The sequence below is a fragment of the Streptosporangium sp. NPDC051023 genome (assembly GCF_040689595.1).
Taxonomy (GTDB): Bacteria; Actinomycetota; Actinomycetes; order Streptosporangiales; family Streptosporangiaceae; genus Streptosporangium.
Window position 1 is genome coordinate 42,742 of the sequence record NZ_JBFBCE010000019.1, and the last position, 19,424, is coordinate 62,165.

Genomic DNA, 19,424 nt, shown 5'->3' on the forward strand with positions numbered 1-19,424 from the left:
CCGGCCGGTACGCCGGTAGATCGGATCCAATTCTTCCCGGGCACCCGCGCCCCCTCGTCTCGGTTTCCGGTCGTCCTTCCCATCGCCTGGCGCCGGATTTTGCGTTGATTGTCTGATTTTTTCGGCCTGTTTGCGATCTTCCGGAGATCTGTGTCATCGTAATAGCACTTTCCCTACTTGTTTAGTGGGTAGGCGGAGCGGTGTGTCGGCGCCGCTGTTGTATCCAATCCAGAAGATCAAGAACACCCCCGGAGGTACCGATGCGGCGTAGAGCCCATCGCCTAACACACGGCGCCGTGCTGGCCCTGTCGGTCCTGCTGCTTGCGGGATGCGCGGACAACGTGGGCGCCGTACCCGCCTCTCCCGGCCCGGAGGCGGGTACGGCGAGCCCGGCGGGGACCGCCTCCGCCCAGCAGGCTCAGGTCCAGCCGCCCGCCTCGATCGAGGAACTGCGGGCCAAGGTCCAGGGCAAGCAGATCTCCGTCGCCAGCGCGGCCTTCCCCAACCCCACCCTCACCGGCCTCTACAAGGTCGTCGAGCTGCTGGAGAGCGACTTCGGGATCAAGGCCGACTTCCGGCTGATGGACTCGACCCCGCTCAACGCCGCGCTGATCGGCGGCCAGGTGCAGGTCGGCCACGTCTCGCTCGGCGGTCTCGCCGCGGCCAAGGAGGCGGGCGCCGACCTGGTGGCGATCGCGGGCAACGACCAGAAGAACGCCTTCCTGGTCGCGGGCCGCAGCCCGGCGGCCTCCCTCGCCGACCTCAAGGGCAAGTCGTTCGCGGTCTCCCAGAACCTCACCTCGATCGTGGGGCAGACCGCCTCGAAGTGCTTCGCCCAGGCCGGGCTGGACGTCAAGAAGGACGTCCAGCTCCTGCACCTGTCCAACATCGGGCAGATCGTCGAGTCGCTGGAGGCGGGCAAGATCGAGGGCGGCATGTCGGCGACGTTCCGGCAGGCCGAACTGGACCTGGCCAAGCCCGGGGCCTACACGGTGCTCTGCAAGGGCTGGGAGGCCAACCCCCAGCTCAACGACGTGTGGGCGGTCAACCGCTCGTGGCTCGCGGCCAACCCCGACCTCGCCCTCGCGCTGGCCATCGCCGAGATCAAGGCGGACCGCTGGACCCATGACGACAAGGCGGGCTGGCTCGCCCTCGCTCAGGCCAAGATCGACGGACTGTCCGCGGAGGCGGCGGAGAACAACTACAAGACCCTGGTCACCGAGCTCGACGACTGGCCGGTCAACGGCAGCCTCGACCAGAAGATGTGCGACTACACGCTGGCGACCTCGAAGGAGTTCGGCGTGATCAAGAACGCCTACGCCTGCGCCGACCTGGTCACCTTCGACTACCAGAAGGCCGCGGTCGCCTTCCTCGGCGCCAAGTGATGGCCCCGGCCCGTGACTGGGCGGTCAGGATCGCGACCCTCGCCGTCCTGCTGCTGATCTGGCAGCAGGTCGCGCAGCGGATGTCCGCGGCGATCCTGCCGACCCCGGCCCGGGTCGGCGCCGCCGCCGGCGACCTGCTCACCGGCGGCGAGCTGGCTCGCGCGTGGGGGCAGACCGCCGTCCAGGTGGCCGTGGCCATGGCGGTGGCCGCGGTCGCCGGGGTCGGGCTCGGCCTGCTCTTCGGCTGGTACCGACCGCTTGACCAGCTCCTGTCCCCGCTGCTCGGCGCGCTGTTCCTCACCCCGAGGATCGCGCTGGTCCCGCTCATCGCCCTGTGGTTCGGCCTGCAGGACCTGGCCAAGATCGTGCTGATCCTGGCGTTCGGCTTCTTCGAGGTCTTCTTCACCGTCCGCGACGGGGTGCGGGGCATCGAGCGGTCCTACGTCGAGCTGGCCCGCGCCTACTGCGTGCCGCCCCGGCGGACGCTGCGCTCCGTGGTGCTGCCCGCGGCCAGGCCGTACGTGCTGACCGGGCTGCGCCTGGGCCTCGTGCACGCCCTGGTCGGCGTGGTGCTCGCCGGGTTCTTCCTGGAGACCAGCGGCATCGGCGGCCTGATCTACAACCTCGGCGCGGCCTTCCGCACCGCGGAGCTCATCGCCGCGCTGCTGTCGGTGATGGTCGTCGGCCTGGCGGTCAACGTCGGGCTGCGGCGTCTGGAGATACGACTCACCCCCTGGCAGGTGACGCGATGAAGGCGGCGTCCACTCTCTCCCAGACCGTGAAAGCCCCCTCGCAGAGGGCCTGGACCTCCCCGGCGAGAGCCACGGGAATCAGGCCGCTCCACGTGGCCGGGGTGGCGCTGGCACTGGCCGGATGGCAGGTCGCGGGCGCGGTCCGCCCGGACTTCACCTCGTCGCCGACCCTGGTCGCCGCCGAGCTCCTGCGACTCGCCCGTGACGGCGACCTGCTCTCCCTGGTCGCGGGGACGGTCGGCACGCTGCTCGTCGGCTGGGCGGCGGCCGCGGTGCTCGGCGTGCTCGCCGGGTTCCTGATCGGCCGCTACCGGCTGCTGGCCGTCGCGCTGGAGCCGTACCTCGTCGCGCTCTACTCTGTTCCGCTGATCGCCCTGGTGCCACTGATGATCATCTGGTTCGGCATCGGCGAGGGCTTCCTGCTCGCGACCATCGTGCTCGCGACCGCGATCATGCTGGTCTTCCCGACCGCGACCGGTACCAGGGAGAGCGTGCGGGCCTATGGCGAGCTGGCCCGCGCCTACCAGGTCACCGGGCGTCGTTTCCTGCTCAAGGTCGTGCTGCCCGGGGCCCTGCCGTACATCGCGGCGGGGCTGCGCATCAGCGTGCAGCGGGCGCTGATGGCGGTCGTCGTCGGGCAGTTCCTCGTCGGCCATCCCGGCCTCGGGACTCTGCTCGGCGACGCCCGCGCCCGGCTCGACGCCGACGAGGTCTTCGCCGTCGCGCTCGTCGCCCTGGCCGTCGGTGCCCTGCTCACCGCCCTGGTCGGCTGGGCCGGCCGCAGACTGTCCGCCTGGCGCCCGGAGGTGACCACGTGACCGCGATCGAGGTTGACGGTGTCGGCAAGTCCTACACCGGGAAGGGCAAGCGGACCGATGCCCTGTCCGGAGTACGGCTCAGCGTCCCCTCAGGCGGCTTCGTCAGCCTGCTGGGACCGAGCGGGTGCGGTAAGACGACCCTGCTCAAGTGTCTCGACGGGCTGGTCCCCGTCACCGAGGGCGAGATCCGGGTCGGCGGCGTGCCGATCACCGGCCCGGGACGCGACCGGGCCTTCGTCTTCCAGGACTTCAGGCTCCTGCCCTGGCGGACCGTGCTCGGCAACGTCGCCTTCCCCCTCGAAGGCGTCGTCTCCTCGAAGGCCGAACGCGAGGAGATCGCCCGCAGGCACATCGAGATGGTCGGCCTGGCCGACTTCGAGCGCCATCACCCGCATGAGCTGTCCGGCGGCATGCAGCAGCGGGTCGGCATCGCCAGGGCGCTCGCCGTCGACCCCGACATCCTGCTGATGGACGAGCCGTTCGGCGCGCTGGACGCCCAGACCCGCGAGCTGATGCAGATCGAGCTGCTGCGCATCTGGGAACTCACCGGCAAGACCGTCGTGTTCGTCACGCACAGCGTCGACGAGGCGCTGTTCCTGTCCCAGCGGATCGCGGTGTTCTCCGCCAGGCCGGGACGCGTCGCCGCCGAGTTCGAGGTGCCGTTCGGCTACCCGCGCGACGAGCACGCCGTACGCGGCGACTCCCGTTTCACCGACCTGCGCCACGACATCTGGCGCCTGCTCAAGGGGGACACCAATGCCTTCTCCGAATGACCACCTGCTCATCAGAGGGGTGACCGCGCTCACCGTCGACGAGCACCTCGGCGACCTCGAAGGGGCCGACATCGAGGTCCGCGACGGGAGCATCGCCGCGATCGGTCCCGGCCTCGACGCGCCGGGCGCCCAGGTGATCGACGCCACCGGCATGATCGCCATCCCGGGTTTCGTCGACTCACACTGGCACCTGTGGGGGACCCTGCTGCGTGGTGTCATCGGCGACGGCCCGCAGAACGGCTGGTTCGCCCGCAAGGGCAAACTCGCGCCGTACTTCACCGCCGACGACACCCACCTCGGCGTACGGCTCGCCGCGGCGGAGGGCATCGCGGCGGGCGTCACGACCGTCCACGACTGGGCGCACAACGTCCTCGGCCCCGAGCACGCGGACGCCGACCTGCGCGCGCTGCGCGAGCTCGGCCTGCGCGCCCACTACTCCTACGGCGCCCCCTCGGCCCACCCCTCGATCTCCGCGGAGGAGATGCGGCGTCTGATGGGCGACCGGGGCAAGGGCTTCGACGAGGCCATGGATTTCGCCGACGTGAAGCGGCTGCGCGACGAGTACGCCGCCGACCCGCTGATCTCCATCGGCGTGAACGTGCGCGGCCCGGCCCGCTCGGCCAGGGAGGTCTACCGCGCCGAGTTCGCCGCGGCCCGCGACCTCGGACTGCCGCTGGCCATGCACTGCGCGGGCACCCGCGCCGAGGTCGAGCGCATCCACCAGGTTGCGCTCCTCGACTCCGACGGGCTCCTCGGCCCCGACCTGCTGCTGGCTCACTGCCTGCACCTGCCGGAGGCCGACCTGGTCAGGGTCGCGGAGCACGGCATCCCGATCACGGTCAGCCCGCTGTCGGAGCTGCGGCTGGCCATGGGCCTGCCCCCGCTGCTGCGGTTGCGCGAGGCCGGGGTCCGGGCCAGCCTCTCCCTCGACACCACCGCCATCGCGGCGAGCGCGGACCCGTTCCAGGCGATGCGGGTCGCGCTCGGCCTGGCCAACACCGAGGCGGGGGACGCGGAGGCGATCACTCCGCGCGAGATCCTGCGCACCGCGACCCTGGAGGGCGCGCACGCTCTGGGGCTGGCCGGGGTCACCGGCTCCCTCACCCCGGGCAAGCGCGCCGACATCGTGCTGATCCGCACCGACCGTCTCAACCTGGCCCCCGTCGCCGACCCGGCCGTCGCCGTCGTGCACTCGGCGCAGCCCGCCGACGTCGACACCGTCCTCGTCGACGGGCGCGTGCTCAAGCGCGAGGGACGGCTGACCGGCGTCGACGAGGCCGAGCTCGCCGCCAGGGCCGGGCAGGCGCTGCGGGAACTGTGCGAGAGGGCGGGGTTCGCGTGGCCGTCGCTGTGACCATCGCTGTGACCGGGGCCGTTGCCGCGAGCGGGGCCGGGCGCGTGCGGCGGGAGCCGTACCTGGGGGAGGGGTTCGCATGGCTGTCCGTGTGAGCGCGGGCGCGGCGGAGATCGTCGCGCTGCGGGACGGCGAGCACCCGCTGAACCGCGAGTGGCACTTCCCCGACGTGCCGGCGCAGGCGTGGGAGGGGCAGGACGGCAGGCCGCTCAACTTCGGCGGCTATCTGGTGCTCGCCGACTCCAAGGTCGTCCTCGTCGACACCGGCTGGGGGCCGTACCTCGGCCCGCCCGGCGGGCTCGCCGCCCCGGCGGGGCTGCTGTCGGAGCTGGCCGAGGCGGGGTTCACCCCCGACGACGTCGACCTGGTCGTCTTCACTCACCTCCACCCCGACCACGTCGGCTGGAACCTCGTCCTGGAGGAGCCGGTGCGTCCCCGCTTCGGCAACGCCAGGTACCTCGTGCCCCGCGCCGACTGGGAGCACTACCGCGCCCTCGAACAGATGCACCCCAACATCGTCCAGCAGGCGCTGCCGCTTGAGGACCTCGGCGTCCTGGAGCTCATCGACGACGGGCACCGGGTCACCCCCTCGCTGCGCGCCGTCGCCCTGCCGGGCCACACGCCGGGGCACACCGGCTACGTGGTCGGCGACCGCGACGCGTTCCTGCTCGGCGACCTCGCTCACCACCCCGTGGTGCTCGACGAGACCGGCTGGGTGCAGCGTTTCGACCTCGACCCCGAGCTGGCCGTCGCCACTCGGGAGAGCACCCTCGCCCGGGTGGAGGAGGACCGGACCCTCGTGGGGCTCGGCCACTTCCCCCATCCGGGTCTCGGATACGTGACCAGGAAGGAGGGGCGGCGCGCATGGCTGCCCTTGTAGACCCCCGGTGGCTCGCCGAACGGCTCGACGACCCGAAGACCGTCGTCGTCGAGGTGCAGTACGAGCCCGACATCGACGAGTACTCCGCCGGGCACGTCCCCGGCGCCAGGCACGTCTTCTGGAAGGACCTCTACTGGGACCCCGACGAGCGGGAGTTCGTCACCCCGGAACAGGCCGCCGCGATCCTCGGCGGGCTCGGCGTCGGCCCGGACAGCACGCTCGTGCTCTACAGCGGGCGGGGACAGTTCGCCGCCTACGGCTACTGGGTGTTCAAGACGCTCAACGGCCACGCCGACGTGCGGGTGCTCAACGGCGGCAGGGGAGCCTGGACCCGCGCGGGGTTCGAGCTGTCCACGCAGGAGCCCGAGGTGACGGCGGTGCCGTACGAGCCGGTGCGCGAGGCCCGCGACGACACCAGCAGGATCGGCCGCGACGAGCTGCTCGGCCTGGTCGGCTCGCCGGAGACCCTGCTGCTCGACGGCCGCTACCCCGAGGAGTACCGCGGCGAGCGGGTCAAGCCGGGAGCGGGCTTCGACCACGGGGCGGAACGGCACGGCCGCATCCCCGGCGCCGTCAACCTCTTCTTCAAGGACCTGCTCGACGAGAGGTTCGTCATCAGGCCGCCCGAGGAGCTTGAGCGCGTCTTCCGCGCCGCGGGGGCGGCGCCCGACCAGACCTCGCAGGTCGTCGCCTACTGCAGGCTCGGCCACCGGGCCAGCCTGCTCTGGTTCACCATGCACGAACTGCTCGGCTGGGACCACGTCCGCATCTACGACGGCTCGTGGACCGAGTGGGGCAGCATCGTCGGATCACCGATCGAAAGGGAAGCACGATGACCACGACCGCAGACGGCATCACGGACGGCGCGACCGGAAACTGGCCCCCCGCCGGAGTCTGGGAGATCGACCCCCGGCACACCAGCGTGCAGTTCACCATCCAGCACCTGGTCGTGGCGAAGGTGCGGGGCCGCTTCGACGGGGCGACGGGCAGCTTCGAGGTCGCTGACCCCGCGGAGGGGTCGCGCCTGTCCGTCAGCGTCGAGTCGGCCAACGTCAGCAGCGGCGTCGCCCGCCGCGACGACCACCTGCGCTCGCCCGACTTCCTCCATGTCGAGGAGTTCCCCACGATCACCTACACCTCGGAGGCGATTCGCCTGGAGGAGGACGGGGCCTTCACGATCGTGGGCGAGCTGACCGTGCGCGGGATCACCCGCCCGGTCGAGCTGGCCGCGCGCTACCTCGGCACGCACTCGGACGGCGGGGTGCCGCTGCTGGCGTTCAGCGCCACCGGGTCGGTGAACCGTGAGGACTTCGGCGTCACCTTCAACCGCGCGCTCGAGGCGGGAGGGTTCGCCATCGGCAGCCAGGTCGACATCGAGATCATCGTCGAGGCACTGCCCGAGGGAACAGCCAGGCATGTGCTGTGATGGGTCTTTCGATCCGATCTGATAGGAAAAGACGATCAAGGCAGCGGGAAGGGAGAGGCGGCGGTGGGCCACACGCACGGTTCCGCTGAGGAGGCCGCCTTCGCCGACATCCTCGGTCGTGCCGCGGACGGCGCCCGCACCGCGGGGCAGCTGTCCTACGCCGTGATCCGCGAGTGCATCATCACCGGGCTGCTCGCGCCGGGCGAGCACCTGCGGCAGGAGGATCTGGCCGAGCGCATCGGGGTCTCCCGCATCCCGGTGCGCACCGCTCTGATGCAGCTCGAATCCGAGGGGCTGGTCTCCTTCAACCCGCACCGCGGCGCGGTCGTGCGCACGCTCACCGTCGAGCAGGTCAGGGAGATCTACCAGCTGCGGGAGCTGGTCGAGGCGCACGCGCTGCGCAAGTCCATCGCCCGGATGACCTCCGCCCGCGCCGCGCGTCTGCGTGAGCTGGGCGAGACGCTCGACGGGCCCCATGAGAGGGGCACGCTGCACGAGCAGCGGACGGCCTTCTACCGGGAGCTCTACGACGCGGCGGACAACCCGTTCGCCATCGGGATCATCGAGGACCTGCGCAACGTCGTCAACCGCTACCTGGTCGGGCGGCACGTGGCTCACGGCCTGCGCTACCACCGTGAGCTGGCCAGGCTGGCGGCGCGCGGCGACGCCGACGGCGCGGAGCGGGTGCTTCGCGACTACCTGGCGGAGTACCGCCGCAGGGTCGTCGAGACCCTGGCGGATCAAGGTGAGGAGGCTTGACGCCACAGACGAGGGGCAGCGGTCGTCCTGACCGGCCCAGGAGGAGGAACCGACGGTGACGCGACGTGGACCGGTGGTCGCCGGGCTCATGCTCAGTACGGCCCTGGCCGCGATGGACGCCACGATCGTGGCCACCGCCGTCCCGGCGATCGTGCGGGACCTTGGCTCCTTCTCCCTGTTCCCCTGGGTCATCGCGATCTACATGCTGACCCAGGCGGTGTGCACCCCGATCTACGGGCGGCTCGCCGACGTCTACGGGCGCAGGCCCATGCTGCTCGTCGGTATGTCGATCTTCCTGGCCGGGTCGCTCCTGGCGGGCTTCGCCTGGAGCATGCCCGCGCTCATCGCGGCGCGGGCCCTGCAGGGCGTCGGCGCGGGAGCGATCCAGCCGGTCACCCAGACGATCGCGGGCGACATCTACCCCCTGGCCCAGCGGGGGCGGATCTCCGCGCTGCTGTCGACGGTGTGGGGGACGTCGGCGCTGCTCGGGCCGACCCTCGGCGGCCTGCTGTCGGAGCTGGGGCTGTGGCGCTGGATCTTCCTGCTGAACCTGCCGGTGGGGGTCGCCGCGCTCGCCATGGTCACGGTGTTCCTGCGCGAGTCGGTCGAGCGGCGCCCGCACCGCCTCGACCTGCTCGGCACGGCGCTGTTGTCGGCAGGGGTCGTCGCCGTGATGATCGGACTGCAGGGGGCGCTCTGGTGGGCCGTCCTGCTCGGTCTCGCGCTGTTGGCGGCCTTCTTCCGCTGGGAGCGCCACGCGTCAGAGCCGGTCGTGCCGCCGTGGATCTGGCGCGACCGGATGCTGCTCGGCGCCTTCCTCGGCAGCGGAGCCGTCGGCATGGTGCTGATAGCCCCCTCCCTCTACCTGCCGACCTACGCCCAGGGAGTGCTCGGCGCGGGCGCGATCGCGGCCGGGTTCGCGCTCGCGACGCAGTCCATCGGCTGGCCGCTCGCCGCCGCCCTGGCCGACCGGCTCTACCTGAGGTACGGCTTCCGCGACACGGCGCTCGCCGGGCTGGCGCTCATCGTCGTGTCGTCGGTGATGTTCGTCCTGCTGTCCCCGGCCTCGCCGCTGGTTTACGCGGGTGCCTGCGCGTTCGTCAACGGCTTCGGTCTCGGCCTGCTGTCCGTCTCCTGCCTGGTCGGCGCGCAGTCCGTGGTCGGCTGGGAGCGGCGCGGCGTTGTCACGGGCGGGGTCGTGTTCTTCCGCAGCGCGGGCAGCGCGGTCGGCACGGCCGTCTTCGCGGTGGTCGCCAGTGCCTCCATGCTGTCCTCGGGCACGGTGTCGTCGGTGGACGAGGTCGCCGCGGCACTGGACGGGCCGCAGGCGCGGGCCGCCCGCGACGCCCTGGCGTCGGCCGTGCACCACGTCTTCCTCGCGATGCTGGTCGTCGCGGTTCTCGGCGTGCTCGCCGTACTGGTCATGCCTCGCAGGAGGGGGCTGCCCGGGGACGCGGGTACGGCCGGGGCGGGCACGGCGGGCGACGAGCGTGACGGAGGAGCGGTCCAAACGGCGGGCACCTGCGACGGCGGCGGAACGTGACGGGAGCGCTGGGGGAGGGGCCGCGCTCCGCACGCTCGCGCCCGATCATTTACAGCGGTTTTGGGTCTTGTAGACACCGGGTGTCAGGGTTACTATCCGCATAATTATTAGGAAACTTTCCTAAAGGAAAGAGCATCCGTATGCGCCGATTAGCCTCTGTGCTGGTGGTTCTCGCCATGGCGACCGCAATGGCCGCCCTGACGGTTCCCGCCCAAGCCGCCGCCCGCCTGACCGCCGCCTTCTCCCTCACCGGCACTCAGGGCAAGTTCGTGGTGAGCAACCCCAACAGCACCGCCGTGACCGGTTGGTCGATCACTTTCGAGCTTCCGGCCGGTGTGACCGTCAGTGGTGCCCAGAATGCGACCACCTCGCAAACAGGCACCAAGGTGAAGCTGACGCCCGCCTTCTACATCAACACCGTGAAGGCGAACGGTAACACGGAGCCTTACAGCCCCACGTTCACGCTGAGCTCCGCTGTTCAGCCGACCAAGTGCACCATCAACAACGCCAACTGTGACGGCAGCGGCGACCCGCCGCCGCCGGACGCCCCCGTGACCGCGACCTACTCGGCCAGCGGGACCCGTGGCAAGTTCGTGGTCAACAACAACACCGACGCCGCGCTCAACGGCTGGTCGATCACTTTCGACCTGCCCGCCGGTGTCACCGCGAGCGCCGCGGACAACGGCTCGATCAGCCAGAGCGGCCGCTCGGTCACGCTGAGCCCGGCCCACTACAACACCAACGTCGCCGCGCACGGCTCGACCGAGCCCTACAGCCCGACGTTCACGATCAGCAGCGCCTCCGCCGAGCCGGAGAACTGCCGGATCAACGACATCAAGTGTGACGGCTCCGCCGACGCGGCGCCCGGTGCTCCCGGCAACCTGCGCTCGCCGGTCAAGACCACCAAGACCGTCTCGCTGGCATGGGACGCCGCGACCCCCGGAAGCCTCCCGATCGTCGGCTACCAGGTCTACAACGGCGCCAACCTCGCCGCCACGGTCACCGGGACGACCGCGACCGTCGGCAGCCTGACCCCGAACACCGAGTACACCTTCACCGTCAAGACCAAGGACAGGAAGGGCACTCTTTCTCCGGCGAGCACCGCGCTGAAGGTCACCACGAACAACGCCGGTGACGACACCCAGCCGCCGACCGCGCCCAGCAACCTGCGCAGCACCGCGAAGTCCTCCTCGACCGTCACCCTCACCTGGGGCGCCTCGACGGACAACAAGGAAGTCGCGAACTACGAGATCTACAGTGGCTCGACCCTGCTCACCACCTCGATCTCGACCACGGCCACGGTGACCGGCCTGTCGCCGTCCACCGAGTACACCTTCACCGTCAAGGCCCGCGACACCTACGACAACGTCTCGGACGCCAGCAACGCGGTGAAGGTCACCACCGACGACATCATCGGCAGCGGCTACGCGCGGGTCGGTTACTTCGTCCAGTGGGGCATCTACGGCAGGCAGTACTTCGTCCGCAACCTCGACACCACCGGCGCCGCGGCGAAGCTGACCCACCTCAACTACGCCTTCGGCAACATCGACCCGGTGAACCTGACGTGTCTGCAGGGTGTGACCAAGGGCACGACCGGCAACCCGCAGGACCCGAGCCAGGGTGACGGCTCCGGTGACGCGGACGCCGACTACGGCAGGCCGATGAGCGCGGGCCAGTCGGTCGACGGCGTAGCCGACACCGGCTGGGAGAAGCTGCGCGGCAACTTCAACCAGCTCAAGAAGCTCAAGGCGAAGTACCCGAACCTGAAGGTTCTGATCTCGCTCGGCGGCTGGACCTACTCCAAGTACTTCTCCGACGTGGCGGCCACCGACGCCTCCAGGAAGAAGTTCGTCGCCTCCTGCATCGACACCTACATCAAGGGCAACCTGCCCACCTACAACGCCGCCGGTGGCCCCGGCAGCGCCGCCGGGATCTTCGACGGCATCGACCTCGACTGGGAGTGGCCGGGTTCCGATGGTCACGCGGGCAACCACATCGGCGCCAACGACAAGCAGAACAACACCCTGCTGATCGCCGAGTTCCGCAAGCAGCTCGACGCCCTCACCACCGAGACCGGCAAGCGCTACCAGCTCACCGCGTTCACCCCCGCCGACCCGGCGAAGATCCAGGCCGGCTGGGACCTGGCCGAGGTCGCCAAGTCCATGGACATCTTCAACGTCCAGGGCTACGACTTCCACGGCTCGGGCAGCGACAACTCGTGGGAGCCGAACAGGGCCGGCCACCAGGCCAACCTGTACGCCGACGTCGACGACCCGTACAACTTCCACTTCAGCGTGGAGAACGCGGTCAAGGCCTACCTGGATGCAGGTGTGAACCCCCGCAAGATCGCCATCGGTCTCGCCTACTACGGGCGTGGCTGGCAGGGGGTCGCCGACGGTGGCAAGTCCGGTGAGTGGCAGTCGGCCACCGGCGCCGCGCCCGGCCAGTTCCAGGACGAGGCGGGCACCCGCGGGTACAGCAACCTGCTGGCCAGCGTGCCGGGATGCACCATCAAGCACGACGAGCAGGCGGTCGCGACCTACTGCTACACCGGTAACGGAGGCCAGTGGTGGACCTTCGACGACACGTGGACGATCGCCAAGAAGACCGCGTGGCTCCGCAGCAAGAACCTGCTCGGCGTGATGATCTGGGAGATGTCCGGTGACCCCGGCACCCTGACCAGCGCCGTCGACGCGGGCCTGAGATAACCACTTTCGAAGTAGCTCGATCCTGACGGGCTGTCCCCGCGACCTGCGACGCCGCGAGGGGCAGCCCGTTCCCATGCCCGGCGTTATCCGGTCCGGTTCGCGGTGACCCACAACGGTGACCGGACCGGTCAGGAATCGAGAAGCACGGGTCACGGAGCCGTACGTAGGGTAGCCGCCGTGGACATCACCACCGTCGGGCTTGAAGACGAACGGCCAACGGCGAGATCGGCATCCAGGGTGATCGGGCTGTCGATTTCCTGGCCCGGCGGGAGGTGAACGAGATGCCCGGCCGGGAGCCGATGCGCGACGACCGCCGGCCGGTTTGACGCCCTCGGTCGGGCGCGCCGCGTGGCCGAGGCTCAGCGGATCCATGGGCTGAAGCACAGCAAAGCAGCAGACATACTGCTCAAAACTGGTTAGATCGAGCAGGCGACGCCGATGGAGACCGCGGGCGGCCCCGCGTAACGGATGGAGACACTATGAGCACGGCCATGAGCACGGAGACGCAGTCGCCTACGCTGCACGTCGCCGACAGCCACGATCTGATCCGCGTGCAGGGCGCGCGCGGGAACAACCTCAAGGACGTCAGCGTCGAGATCCCCAAGCGCAGGCTGACGGTGTTCACCGGCGTCTCCGGCTCGGGCAAGAGCTCGCTGGTGTTCGGCACGATCGCCGCGGAGTCGCAGCGGATGATCAACGAGACCTACAGCGCCTTCGTGCAGGGCTTCATGCCGACGCTGGCGCGGCCCGAGGTCGACGTACTCGAAGGGCTGACGACCGCGATCATCGTCGACCAGCAGCGGATGGGGGCCAACCCCCGCTCAACGGTCGGCACCGTCACCGATGCCAACGCGATGCTGCGCATCCTCTTCAGCCGGCTCGGCCTACCGCACATCGGCTCGCCCCAGGCCTTCTCCTTCAACGTCGCCTCCATCAGCGGATCGGGCGCGGTCTCGTTCGAGCGCGGCGGGAAGAGCGTGAAGGAGCAGCGCAACTTCACCGTCACCGGCGGCATGTGCCCGCGCTGCGAGGGCATGGGCCGGGTCACCGACATCGACCTGTCCCAGCTCTACGACGACTCCAAGTCGCTCAACGAGGGTGCGCTCACGATCCCCGGCTACAGCGTGGACGGCTGGTACGGCCGGATCTTCAGCGGTTGCGGCTTCTACGACCCCGACAAGCCGATCCGCGAATACACCAAGGCCGAGCTCCACGACCTGCTCTACAAGGAGCCGACCAAGATCAAGGTCGACGGCATCAACCTGACGTACGAGGGCCTGATCCCGAAGATCCAGAAGTCGATGCTGTCCAAGGACAAGGAGGCGCTGCAGTCGCACGTCCGGGCCTTTGTGGAGCGGGCGGTGACGTTCACCTCCTGTCCCGAGTGTGGTGGCACCCGGCTCAGCGAGGCGGCCCGGTCCTCCAAGATCAAGGGGATCAGCATCGCCGACGCCTGCGCGATGCAGATCAGCGACCTGGCCGATTGGGTCCGCGGCGTCGACGATCCGTCGGTGGCGCCGCTGCTCACCACGCTGCAGCAGACTCTCGACTCGTTCACGGAGATCGGGCTGGGCTACCTCTCGCTCGACCGGCCGTCGGGCACGCTGTCGGGCGGTGAGGCGCAGCGCGTCAAGATGATCCGCCACCTCGGCTCCTCACTCACCGACGTCACCTACGTCTTCGACGAGCCGACCACGGGCCTGCACCCCCATGACATCCAGCGAATGAACGACCTGCTGCTGCGGCTACGGGACAAGGGCAACACGGTGCTCGTGGTGGAGCACAAGCCGGAGACGATCGCGATCGCCGACCACGTCGTCGACCTCGGCCCCGGCGCCGGTACGGCGGGCGGCGCAGTCTGCTTCGAGGGCACCGTCGAGGGGCTGCGGGCCAGCGGCACCGTCACCGGCCGTCATTTCGACGACCGGGCCACTGTCAAGGAGACGGTGCGGACGCCCACCGGCACGCTGGAGATCCGCGGCGCGACGGCGCACAACCTGCGCGACGTCGACGTCGACATCCCGCTCGGGGTGCTTGTCGTCGTCACCGGCGTCGCGGGCTCCGGCAAGAGCTCGCTCGTGCACGGGTCGATCCCCGCGGGTGCGGGGGTGGTGTCGATCGACCAGGGCGCGATCCGCGGCTCGCGACGGAGCAACCCGGCGACCTACACCGGACTGCTCGACCCGATCCGCAAGGCGTTCGCGAAGGCCAATGGCGTGAAGCCCGCGCTGTTCAGCGCGAACTCCGAGGGCGCCTGCCCCACCTGCAACGGCGCCGGTGTCATCTACACCGACCTGGCGATGATGGCCGGCGTCGCCACCATCTGCGAGGAGTGCGAGGGGAAGCGGTTCCAGGCATCGGTGCTGGACCACCACCTCGGCGGCCGCGACATCAGCGAGGTGCTCGCGATGTCGGTGACCGAGGCCAGGGAGTTCTTCGGCGCGGGCGAGGCACGCACGCCGGCCGCGCACGCCATCCTCGGCCGGCTCGCCGACGTCGGGCTCGGCTACCTCAGTCTTGGCCAGCCGCTCACCACGCTGTCCGGCGGCGAGCGGCAGCGGCTCAAGCTGGCCACCCACATGGCCGACAAGGGCGGCGTCTACGTCCTCGACGAGCCGACCACCGGCCTGCACCTCGCCGACGTCGAGCAACTGCTCGGCCTGCTCGACCGGCTCGTCGACTCCGGCAAGTCAGTCATCGTCGTCGAGCACCACCAGGCGGTCATGGCGCACGCCGACTGGATCGTCGACCTCGGCCCCGGCGCCGGCCACGACGGTGGCCAGATCGTCTTCGAGGGCACCCCCGCCGACCTCGTCGCCGCCCGCTCCACCCTCACCGGCGAGCACCTCGCGGCCTACGTCGGCGCCTGACCGAGGTCCTCGCGGACACCGTGGGACGAGTCCTCTCAGCTGTTTCGGCTCGTCCCACCCGGCCGGCAGAAACGGGAGCCAACGAGAGGGGAAGGCGCGGTCGCGGGCCCGTACGGCCGGTCGATCGGCGACGGCTTGCCATTCACGCTACGGCCAGGCGGTGTGCGTGGCCTCTCCGTTCCTGACCGGCCGCATGAAGATCTTGGAGACGCAGGCCGGGACGCCCGCGTCCTGGTCGTGACCGCGCGCCCGGTACGCGCTCGGGCTCTCGCCGACCAGCTCGGTGAACCGCGTGCTGAACGACCCCAGCGACGTACACCCGACCGCGAAGCAGACCTCCGTGACCGACAGGTCGCCGCGCCGCAGCAGCGCCTTGGCCCGCTCGATCCTGCGCGTCATCAGGTAGCTGTACGGTGTCTCGCCGAAGGCGGCGCGAAAGCTGCGCGAGAAGTGGCCGGGCGACATGTGGGCCGCCCGCGCCAGCGCCGGGACGTCGAGCGGCTCCGCGTAGTCGCGATCCATCAGGTCACGGGCCCGGCGGAGCCGAACCAGGTCCGGTAGTAGCACCCGACCAGCATCTCACGGCCTGCGTGCCCTGCGGCGGGGGCGTCGTCGCCTCCGCGCGGGGTCGCCTCATCGGTCGTAGGTCACCTCGGGGAAGCGGGAGGAGGGCTTGTCCAGCAGGTGGCCTCGGCCGCGCAGGTGCAGGTCGAAGAAGGCCGCAGGGTAGGCGCGCTGGAACGCCAGCGCCCGTGCGGTCGGAATGGTGCCGACCATCCCCTTGAGGTCTTCGGTCGACAGCCCGAGGAACGGCGCGACCAGCGGCATGAGCTGCACGTCGTCGCCGAAGGAGTTGTGCGCCGCGCCCTTCAGGGTCAGGTGGAGCCGCCACCCGCGCAGGAGCGACCAGAACTTCCGCAGTGCGGGGTTGCTCTCCATCCCCCCTTTGCCCGGTGTGTCCACCACCAGGTAGGGCCGGTCAAGCCCGGCCTCGGCGACGGGTCCGAGCGTGGCGCCGTCCAGGCCCATCCCTGCCCTGATCCGCTTGTCGGCGAACATGGCCGAGGAGGTGGTCGCCCCGCCGAGGGAGTGGCCGAACATGCCGACCCGTTTGAGGTCGAGCGCGCCGTCCAGGCCCTTGGGCAGCTTCCTGTGCTCGGCGTCCGGGTTGCGGCCCGCCGCGAGGGCGGTGATCTGGTCGAGGACGAACCGGGTGTCCTCTGCGCGCACCTTGACCGCCTTCTCGAAGTCGGACACCTCCCCGTCGGGGTTCACCTCGACCCGGTCGCCGGGGAACTGCACCACGGCCGCGTCGTAGGTGTGGTCGATCGTGACCACCAGATATCCCCGGCTGGCCAGCTCCTCGACCACACCCGTGCCGTAGGAGCGCGAGGCGTTCGCGCCGGGGGAGTACAGCACGACCGGCAGCAGGCCCGCGCGCCGGTCGACGGGCGCGCCCTCGTGAGCGTGGGTTTCGCCCAGCAGTACCTTGCCGGGCGGCACTCCGGCGTCGCGCAGGTAACGGTCCGCGGCGGCCTTGGGCATCCACGGTGCGACCGGGTAGCGATCCACCTCACGCGCCGGGTACCACAGGCTGACCATGAGCTCCCGCTTCGGCACCGAGGCCACCCACGGATCCTTCCTGGATTCGTCGACCAGGTGCAGTGAGACCGTGCCGATCCGGTGCGGTCCCGAGGGTTCCGGTACGACGAGCTTCACCGGTCCGGCATCGGCCGCCGCGACGGCTCCGACGGCCGGGACGACCGCGGCGGCGGTGGTTACGGCGGTGGCGGCCAGCAGCGCCACGGCACGGGTCATGACTCTTGTTCTGCTCATGTCCTCCACGGTTTCGTATGGCACGGGCCGGGCCATCGGGCCGAGGAAGGGAATTTCGGGTCAGCCCAGGACGCTACGGGAACGCTCCTCCACCTGGAGGAGTCACCCCACGGGATGACGTCCTTTCGAGGGATCCCCAGGCTTGGCCTGCATGGATACCGTTGGGGCGTGAACGATCGCGCTCAACGTCCCCCGGTGGTGCGACGGTTGCGCCGAGGCCACTGGGTCGCTGTGGACGCCGTGGCCGCCGTCCTGCTCACCGCAGCCTTCGGCCTCGCCACGCTCCGGGTGACGGGCCCGTCACCCGTGCTGGTGGCGGTGGCCGCCGCCTGCCTGCCCGTCGCGGTGCGCAGGTTGTGGCCGATGCCGGTGCTGTGGGGTGTGCTGGCCTCGGCGATGGTCGCGCTGCCCGCCGGGTGGGGGGAGTCCTACCTCGTGGTCGCCGTCGTCCTGTACACCGTCGCCTCACTGGAGCCGCGACAGCGGGCGGCCGGTGCCCTCGCCGCCTCCCTGGCGGGAGTCGCGCTGGCCCTGTGCCTGACCGGCGGGCCGTCGCCCTCGCAGACGCTGTCGGCGGTCATGTTCGGCTGGCTGCTGATGGGCCTGTCGTGGACGGTCGGCTACGCCGTACGGGAGCAGCGGGCACACGCCGTACGCATGGCGGAGCAGGCGGCCGCGCGTGCGGTCGCGGATGAGCGCCTGCGGATCGCCCGGGACCTGCACGACGTCGTCGCGCACAGCATGAGCCTGATCACCTTCAGGGCAGGGGTCGCCGACCTGGTCGCCGAGACGCGACCGCAGGAGGCCCGCGAGGCGCTGCGGCTCATCGAGACCACCGGCAGGGCGGCACTGGCGGAGATGCGCCACATGCTCGGCATGCTGCGCTCAGACACCGACACCGACACCGACACCGACTCCGACTCCGGCATCGGCATCGGCCCTGTTCCCGGCCCTGTTCCCGACACTGTCACCGGCACTGTCACCGGCACTGTCACCAGCCCTGTTCCCGGCTCAGCCGTCGACTCGGGCGTCGGCTTTGGCAGGCCGGGCCCCGAGCCCGTTCCCCGGCTGGACGGCCTGTCCGCGCTCTGTGCCCGCGCGGGCGTCGAGGTCGATCTGAACGTCGACCTGGGGGGCGGCCTTGGCCCCGGCCGGGACGTGGCGCTGCCCGAGGGAGTGGAGGTGACGGTCTACCGGATCGTCCAGGAGGCGCTGACGAACGTGGTCAAGCACGCGGGAGCGGCCCGCTGCCGGGTGACGGTCTCCTCGCCGGAACCCGGGGTGGTCGACGTCGAGGTGGTCGACGACGGGCCCGGCCTCTCCGGAGCGTCCCGCGACACCCGAGGGCACGGGCTCACCGGGATGGCGGAGCGGGTCATGATGTACGGCGGCGCCCTAAGCGCCGGCCCGCGCCAGGAAGGCGGTTTCAGGGTGCACGCCCGCCTGGCCGGCGAACGAGGGGGGTCACGGTGACCGAGCCGACCAGGGTGCTCGTCGCCGACGACCAGGTGTTGCTGCGCGTGGGGCTGCGCATGCTGGTTGAGACCACGTCCGACCTGGTCGTGGTCGGCGAGGCGGGCACCGGTGAGCAGGCCGTCGAGCTGACCCGCGAGCTACGGCCCGACGTGGTGCTGATGGACGTGCGCATGCCGGACACGGACGGCCTCGAGGCCACCCGGCGCATCTGCGCCGAGCGCGGCGGCGAGGTGCGTGTCGTCATCCTGACCACGTTCGACCTGGACGAGTACGTCTACGCCGCGCTGCGCGCCGGGGCCAGCGGCTTCCTCCTCAAGGACATCCCGCCGGCCGACCTGCTGGCCGCGATCCGCGTGGTCGCCTCCGGTGAGGCGCTGCTCGCCCCCACCGTCACCCGCCGCCTCATCGCCGAGTTCGCCCGGCGGACCGACCCCGACCGTCCACTCGCCCGTGAACTGTCCCGGCTGACCGGCAGGGAACGCGAGGTGCTGGTGCTGATCGCGCGCGGCCTGACCAACCCGGAGATCGCCGGGCGCCTGAGCGTCAGCCTCGCAACCGTCAAGACGCACGTGCGGCGGCTGCTCGGGAAACTGGCCGTCCATGACCGCGCCCAGCTCGTCATCGTCGCCTACGAAACGGGCCTGGTCTCCGCCTCGCCTCTCCGGCGGCCCACCGCGGGCGCGGACGGCTCCCATTCGGCGGGCCAGGCCGCCGGAACTTGAGTCGGGACTGATCGGCGCGGGCGCCGTCGTCACCCGGGACATCCCGCCCGGCGTCGTCGCCGCCGGTGCCCCGGCCAGGGTGATCCGCCACATCTAGGTGGCTGGTGTTTTTTTGATCTATC

Annotated in this window: 16 protein-coding genes; 14 read left to right on the forward strand and 2 right to left on the reverse strand. The window is 70.5% G+C overall.

Features of this window, described 5'->3' with window-relative positions; translation table 11 throughout:
- Nucleotides 1-296 precede the first annotated feature (296 nt).
- The 12 genes from AB0395_RS15000 (at nt 297) to AB0395_RS15055 (ending at nt 15,268) form a co-directional block, all read left to right on the forward strand.
- A complete protein-coding gene (locus AB0395_RS15000) occupies nt 297-1,385 on the forward strand; it encodes a PhnD/SsuA/transferrin family substrate-binding protein (protein ID WP_366280851.1) in 1,089 nt (362 codons plus the stop codon).
- Complete coding sequence (locus AB0395_RS15005) at nt 1,385-2,137, forward strand: ABC transporter permease subunit (protein WP_366280853.1); 753 nt, start codon at nt 1,385-1,387, stop codon at nt 2,135-2,137. Before AB0395_RS15000 ends, AB0395_RS15005 begins: the two co-directional genes overlap by 1 nt.
- Entirely contained in the window at nt 2,134-2,955 is an 822-nt protein-coding gene (locus AB0395_RS15010; protein ID WP_366280854.1) for an ABC transporter permease, read from the forward strand. The genes AB0395_RS15005 and AB0395_RS15010 overlap by 4 nt, the downstream gene beginning before the upstream one ends.
- Nucleotides 2,952-3,728, forward strand: a complete 777-nt coding sequence (locus AB0395_RS15015) for an ABC transporter ATP-binding protein (protein ID WP_366280856.1) — start codon at nt 2,952-2,954, stop codon at nt 3,726-3,728. The genes AB0395_RS15010 and AB0395_RS15015 overlap by 4 nt, the downstream gene beginning before the upstream one ends.
- A complete protein-coding gene (locus AB0395_RS15020) occupies nt 3,712-5,082 on the forward strand; it encodes an amidohydrolase family protein (RefSeq protein WP_366280858.1) in 1,371 nt (456 codons plus the stop codon). The genes AB0395_RS15015 and AB0395_RS15020 overlap by 17 nt, the downstream gene beginning before the upstream one ends.
- Nucleotides 5,083-5,161: 79 nt before the next feature.
- The gene (locus AB0395_RS15025) at nt 5,162-5,962 is read left to right on the forward strand and encodes an MBL fold metallo-hydrolase (protein ID WP_366280860.1); all 801 of its coding nucleotides are present in this window, start codon (nt 5,162-5,164) and stop codon (nt 5,960-5,962) included.
- On the forward strand, nt 5,947-6,798 hold the full coding sequence (locus AB0395_RS15030; protein ID WP_366280862.1) for a sulfurtransferase: 852 nt from the start codon (nt 5,947-5,949) through the stop codon (nt 6,796-6,798). The genes AB0395_RS15025 and AB0395_RS15030 overlap by 16 nt, the downstream gene beginning before the upstream one ends.
- The gene (locus AB0395_RS15035; RefSeq protein ID WP_366280864.1) at nt 6,795-7,388 is read left to right on the forward strand and encodes a YceI family protein; all 594 of its coding nucleotides are present in this window, start codon (nt 6,795-6,797) and stop codon (nt 7,386-7,388) included. The genes AB0395_RS15030 and AB0395_RS15035 overlap by 4 nt, the downstream gene beginning before the upstream one ends.
- Nucleotides 7,389-7,451: 63 nt before the next feature.
- Nucleotides 7,452-8,147 carry a GntR family transcriptional regulator gene (locus AB0395_RS15040; protein ID WP_366280865.1) on the forward strand — a complete coding sequence of 232 codons (696 nt, stop codon included), beginning with the start codon at nt 7,452-7,454 and terminating at the stop codon, nt 8,145-8,147.
- 55 nt (nt 8,148-8,202) lie between these two features.
- Nucleotides 8,203-9,690 carry an MFS transporter gene (locus AB0395_RS15045; RefSeq protein ID WP_366280866.1) on the forward strand — a complete coding sequence of 496 codons (1,488 nt, stop codon included), beginning with the start codon at nt 8,203-8,205 and terminating at the stop codon, nt 9,688-9,690.
- A 140-nt stretch (nt 9,691-9,830) separates the two neighbouring features.
- Entirely contained in the window at nt 9,831-12,398 is a 2,568-nt protein-coding gene (locus AB0395_RS15050) for a glycosyl hydrolase family 18 protein (RefSeq protein ID WP_366280868.1), read from the forward strand.
- Between the two features lie 479 nt (nt 12,399-12,877).
- Nucleotides 12,878-15,268 carry an excinuclease ABC subunit UvrA gene (locus tag AB0395_RS15055; protein ID WP_366280870.1) on the forward strand — a complete coding sequence of 797 codons (2,391 nt, stop codon included), beginning with the start codon at nt 12,878-12,880 and terminating at the stop codon, nt 15,266-15,268.
- A gap of 147 nt (nt 15,269-15,415) precedes the next feature.
- On the opposite strand, the gene AB0395_RS15060 is transcribed toward AB0395_RS15055, so the two are convergent.
- On the reverse strand, nt 15,416-15,790 hold the full coding sequence (locus AB0395_RS15060) for a helix-turn-helix transcriptional regulator (RefSeq protein WP_366280982.1): 375 nt from the start codon (nt 15,788-15,790) through the stop codon (nt 15,416-15,418).
- A gap of 111 nt (nt 15,791-15,901) precedes the next feature.
- Nucleotides 15,902-17,104 (reverse strand): lipase, encoded by a 1,203-nt coding sequence (locus AB0395_RS15065; RefSeq protein ID WP_366280872.1) that lies wholly within the window; start codon nt 17,102-17,104, stop codon nt 15,902-15,904.
- Nucleotides 17,105-17,272: 168 nt separating this feature from the next.
- Between AB0395_RS15065 and AB0395_RS15070 the strand changes: the two genes are divergently transcribed.
- A complete protein-coding gene (locus tag AB0395_RS15070; RefSeq protein ID WP_366280874.1) occupies nt 17,273-18,577 on the forward strand; it encodes a histidine kinase in 1,305 nt (434 codons plus the stop codon).
- Nucleotides 18,574-19,302: a response regulator transcription factor gene (locus tag AB0395_RS15075; RefSeq protein ID WP_366280876.1), complete on the forward strand. Its 729-nt coding sequence runs from the start codon at nt 18,574-18,576 to the stop codon at nt 19,300-19,302. The genes AB0395_RS15070 and AB0395_RS15075 overlap by 4 nt, the downstream gene beginning before the upstream one ends.
- The last annotated feature ends 122 nt before the right edge of the window (nt 19,303-19,424 follow it).

Coding starts and splice junctions, on each gene's coding strand:
- AB0395_RS15005 (WP_366280853.1), top strand. CDS start 1,385: ATGGCCCCGGCCCGTGACTGGGCGGTCAGGATCGCGACCCTCGCCGTC.
- AB0395_RS15010 (WP_366280854.1), top strand. CDS start 2,134: ATGAAGGCGGCGTCCACTCTCTCCCAGACCGTGAAAGCCCCCTCGCAG.
- AB0395_RS15020 (WP_366280858.1), top strand. CDS start 3,712: ATGCCTTCTCCGAATGACCACCTGCTCATCAGAGGGGTGACCGCGCTC.
- AB0395_RS15025 (WP_366280860.1), top strand. CDS start 5,162: ATGGCTGTCCGTGTGAGCGCGGGCGCGGCGGAGATCGTCGCGCTGCGG.
- AB0395_RS15030 (WP_366280862.1), top strand. CDS start 5,947: ATGGCTGCCCTTGTAGACCCCCGGTGGCTCGCCGAACGGCTCGACGAC.
- AB0395_RS15035 (WP_366280864.1), top strand. CDS start 6,795: ATGACCACGACCGCAGACGGCATCACGGACGGCGCGACCGGAAACTGG.
- AB0395_RS15050 (WP_366280868.1), top strand. CDS start 9,831: ATGCGCCGATTAGCCTCTGTGCTGGTGGTTCTCGCCATGGCGACCGCA.
- AB0395_RS15055 (WP_366280870.1), top strand. CDS start 12,878: ATGAGCACGGCCATGAGCACGGAGACGCAGTCGCCTACGCTGCACGTC.
- AB0395_RS15060 (WP_366280982.1), bottom strand. CDS start 15,790: ATGGATCGCGACTACGCGGAGCCGCTCGACGTCCCGGCGCTGGCGCGG.
- AB0395_RS15065 (WP_366280872.1), bottom strand. CDS start 17,104: ATGAGCAGAACAAGAGTCATGACCCGTGCCGTGGCGCTGCTGGCCGCC.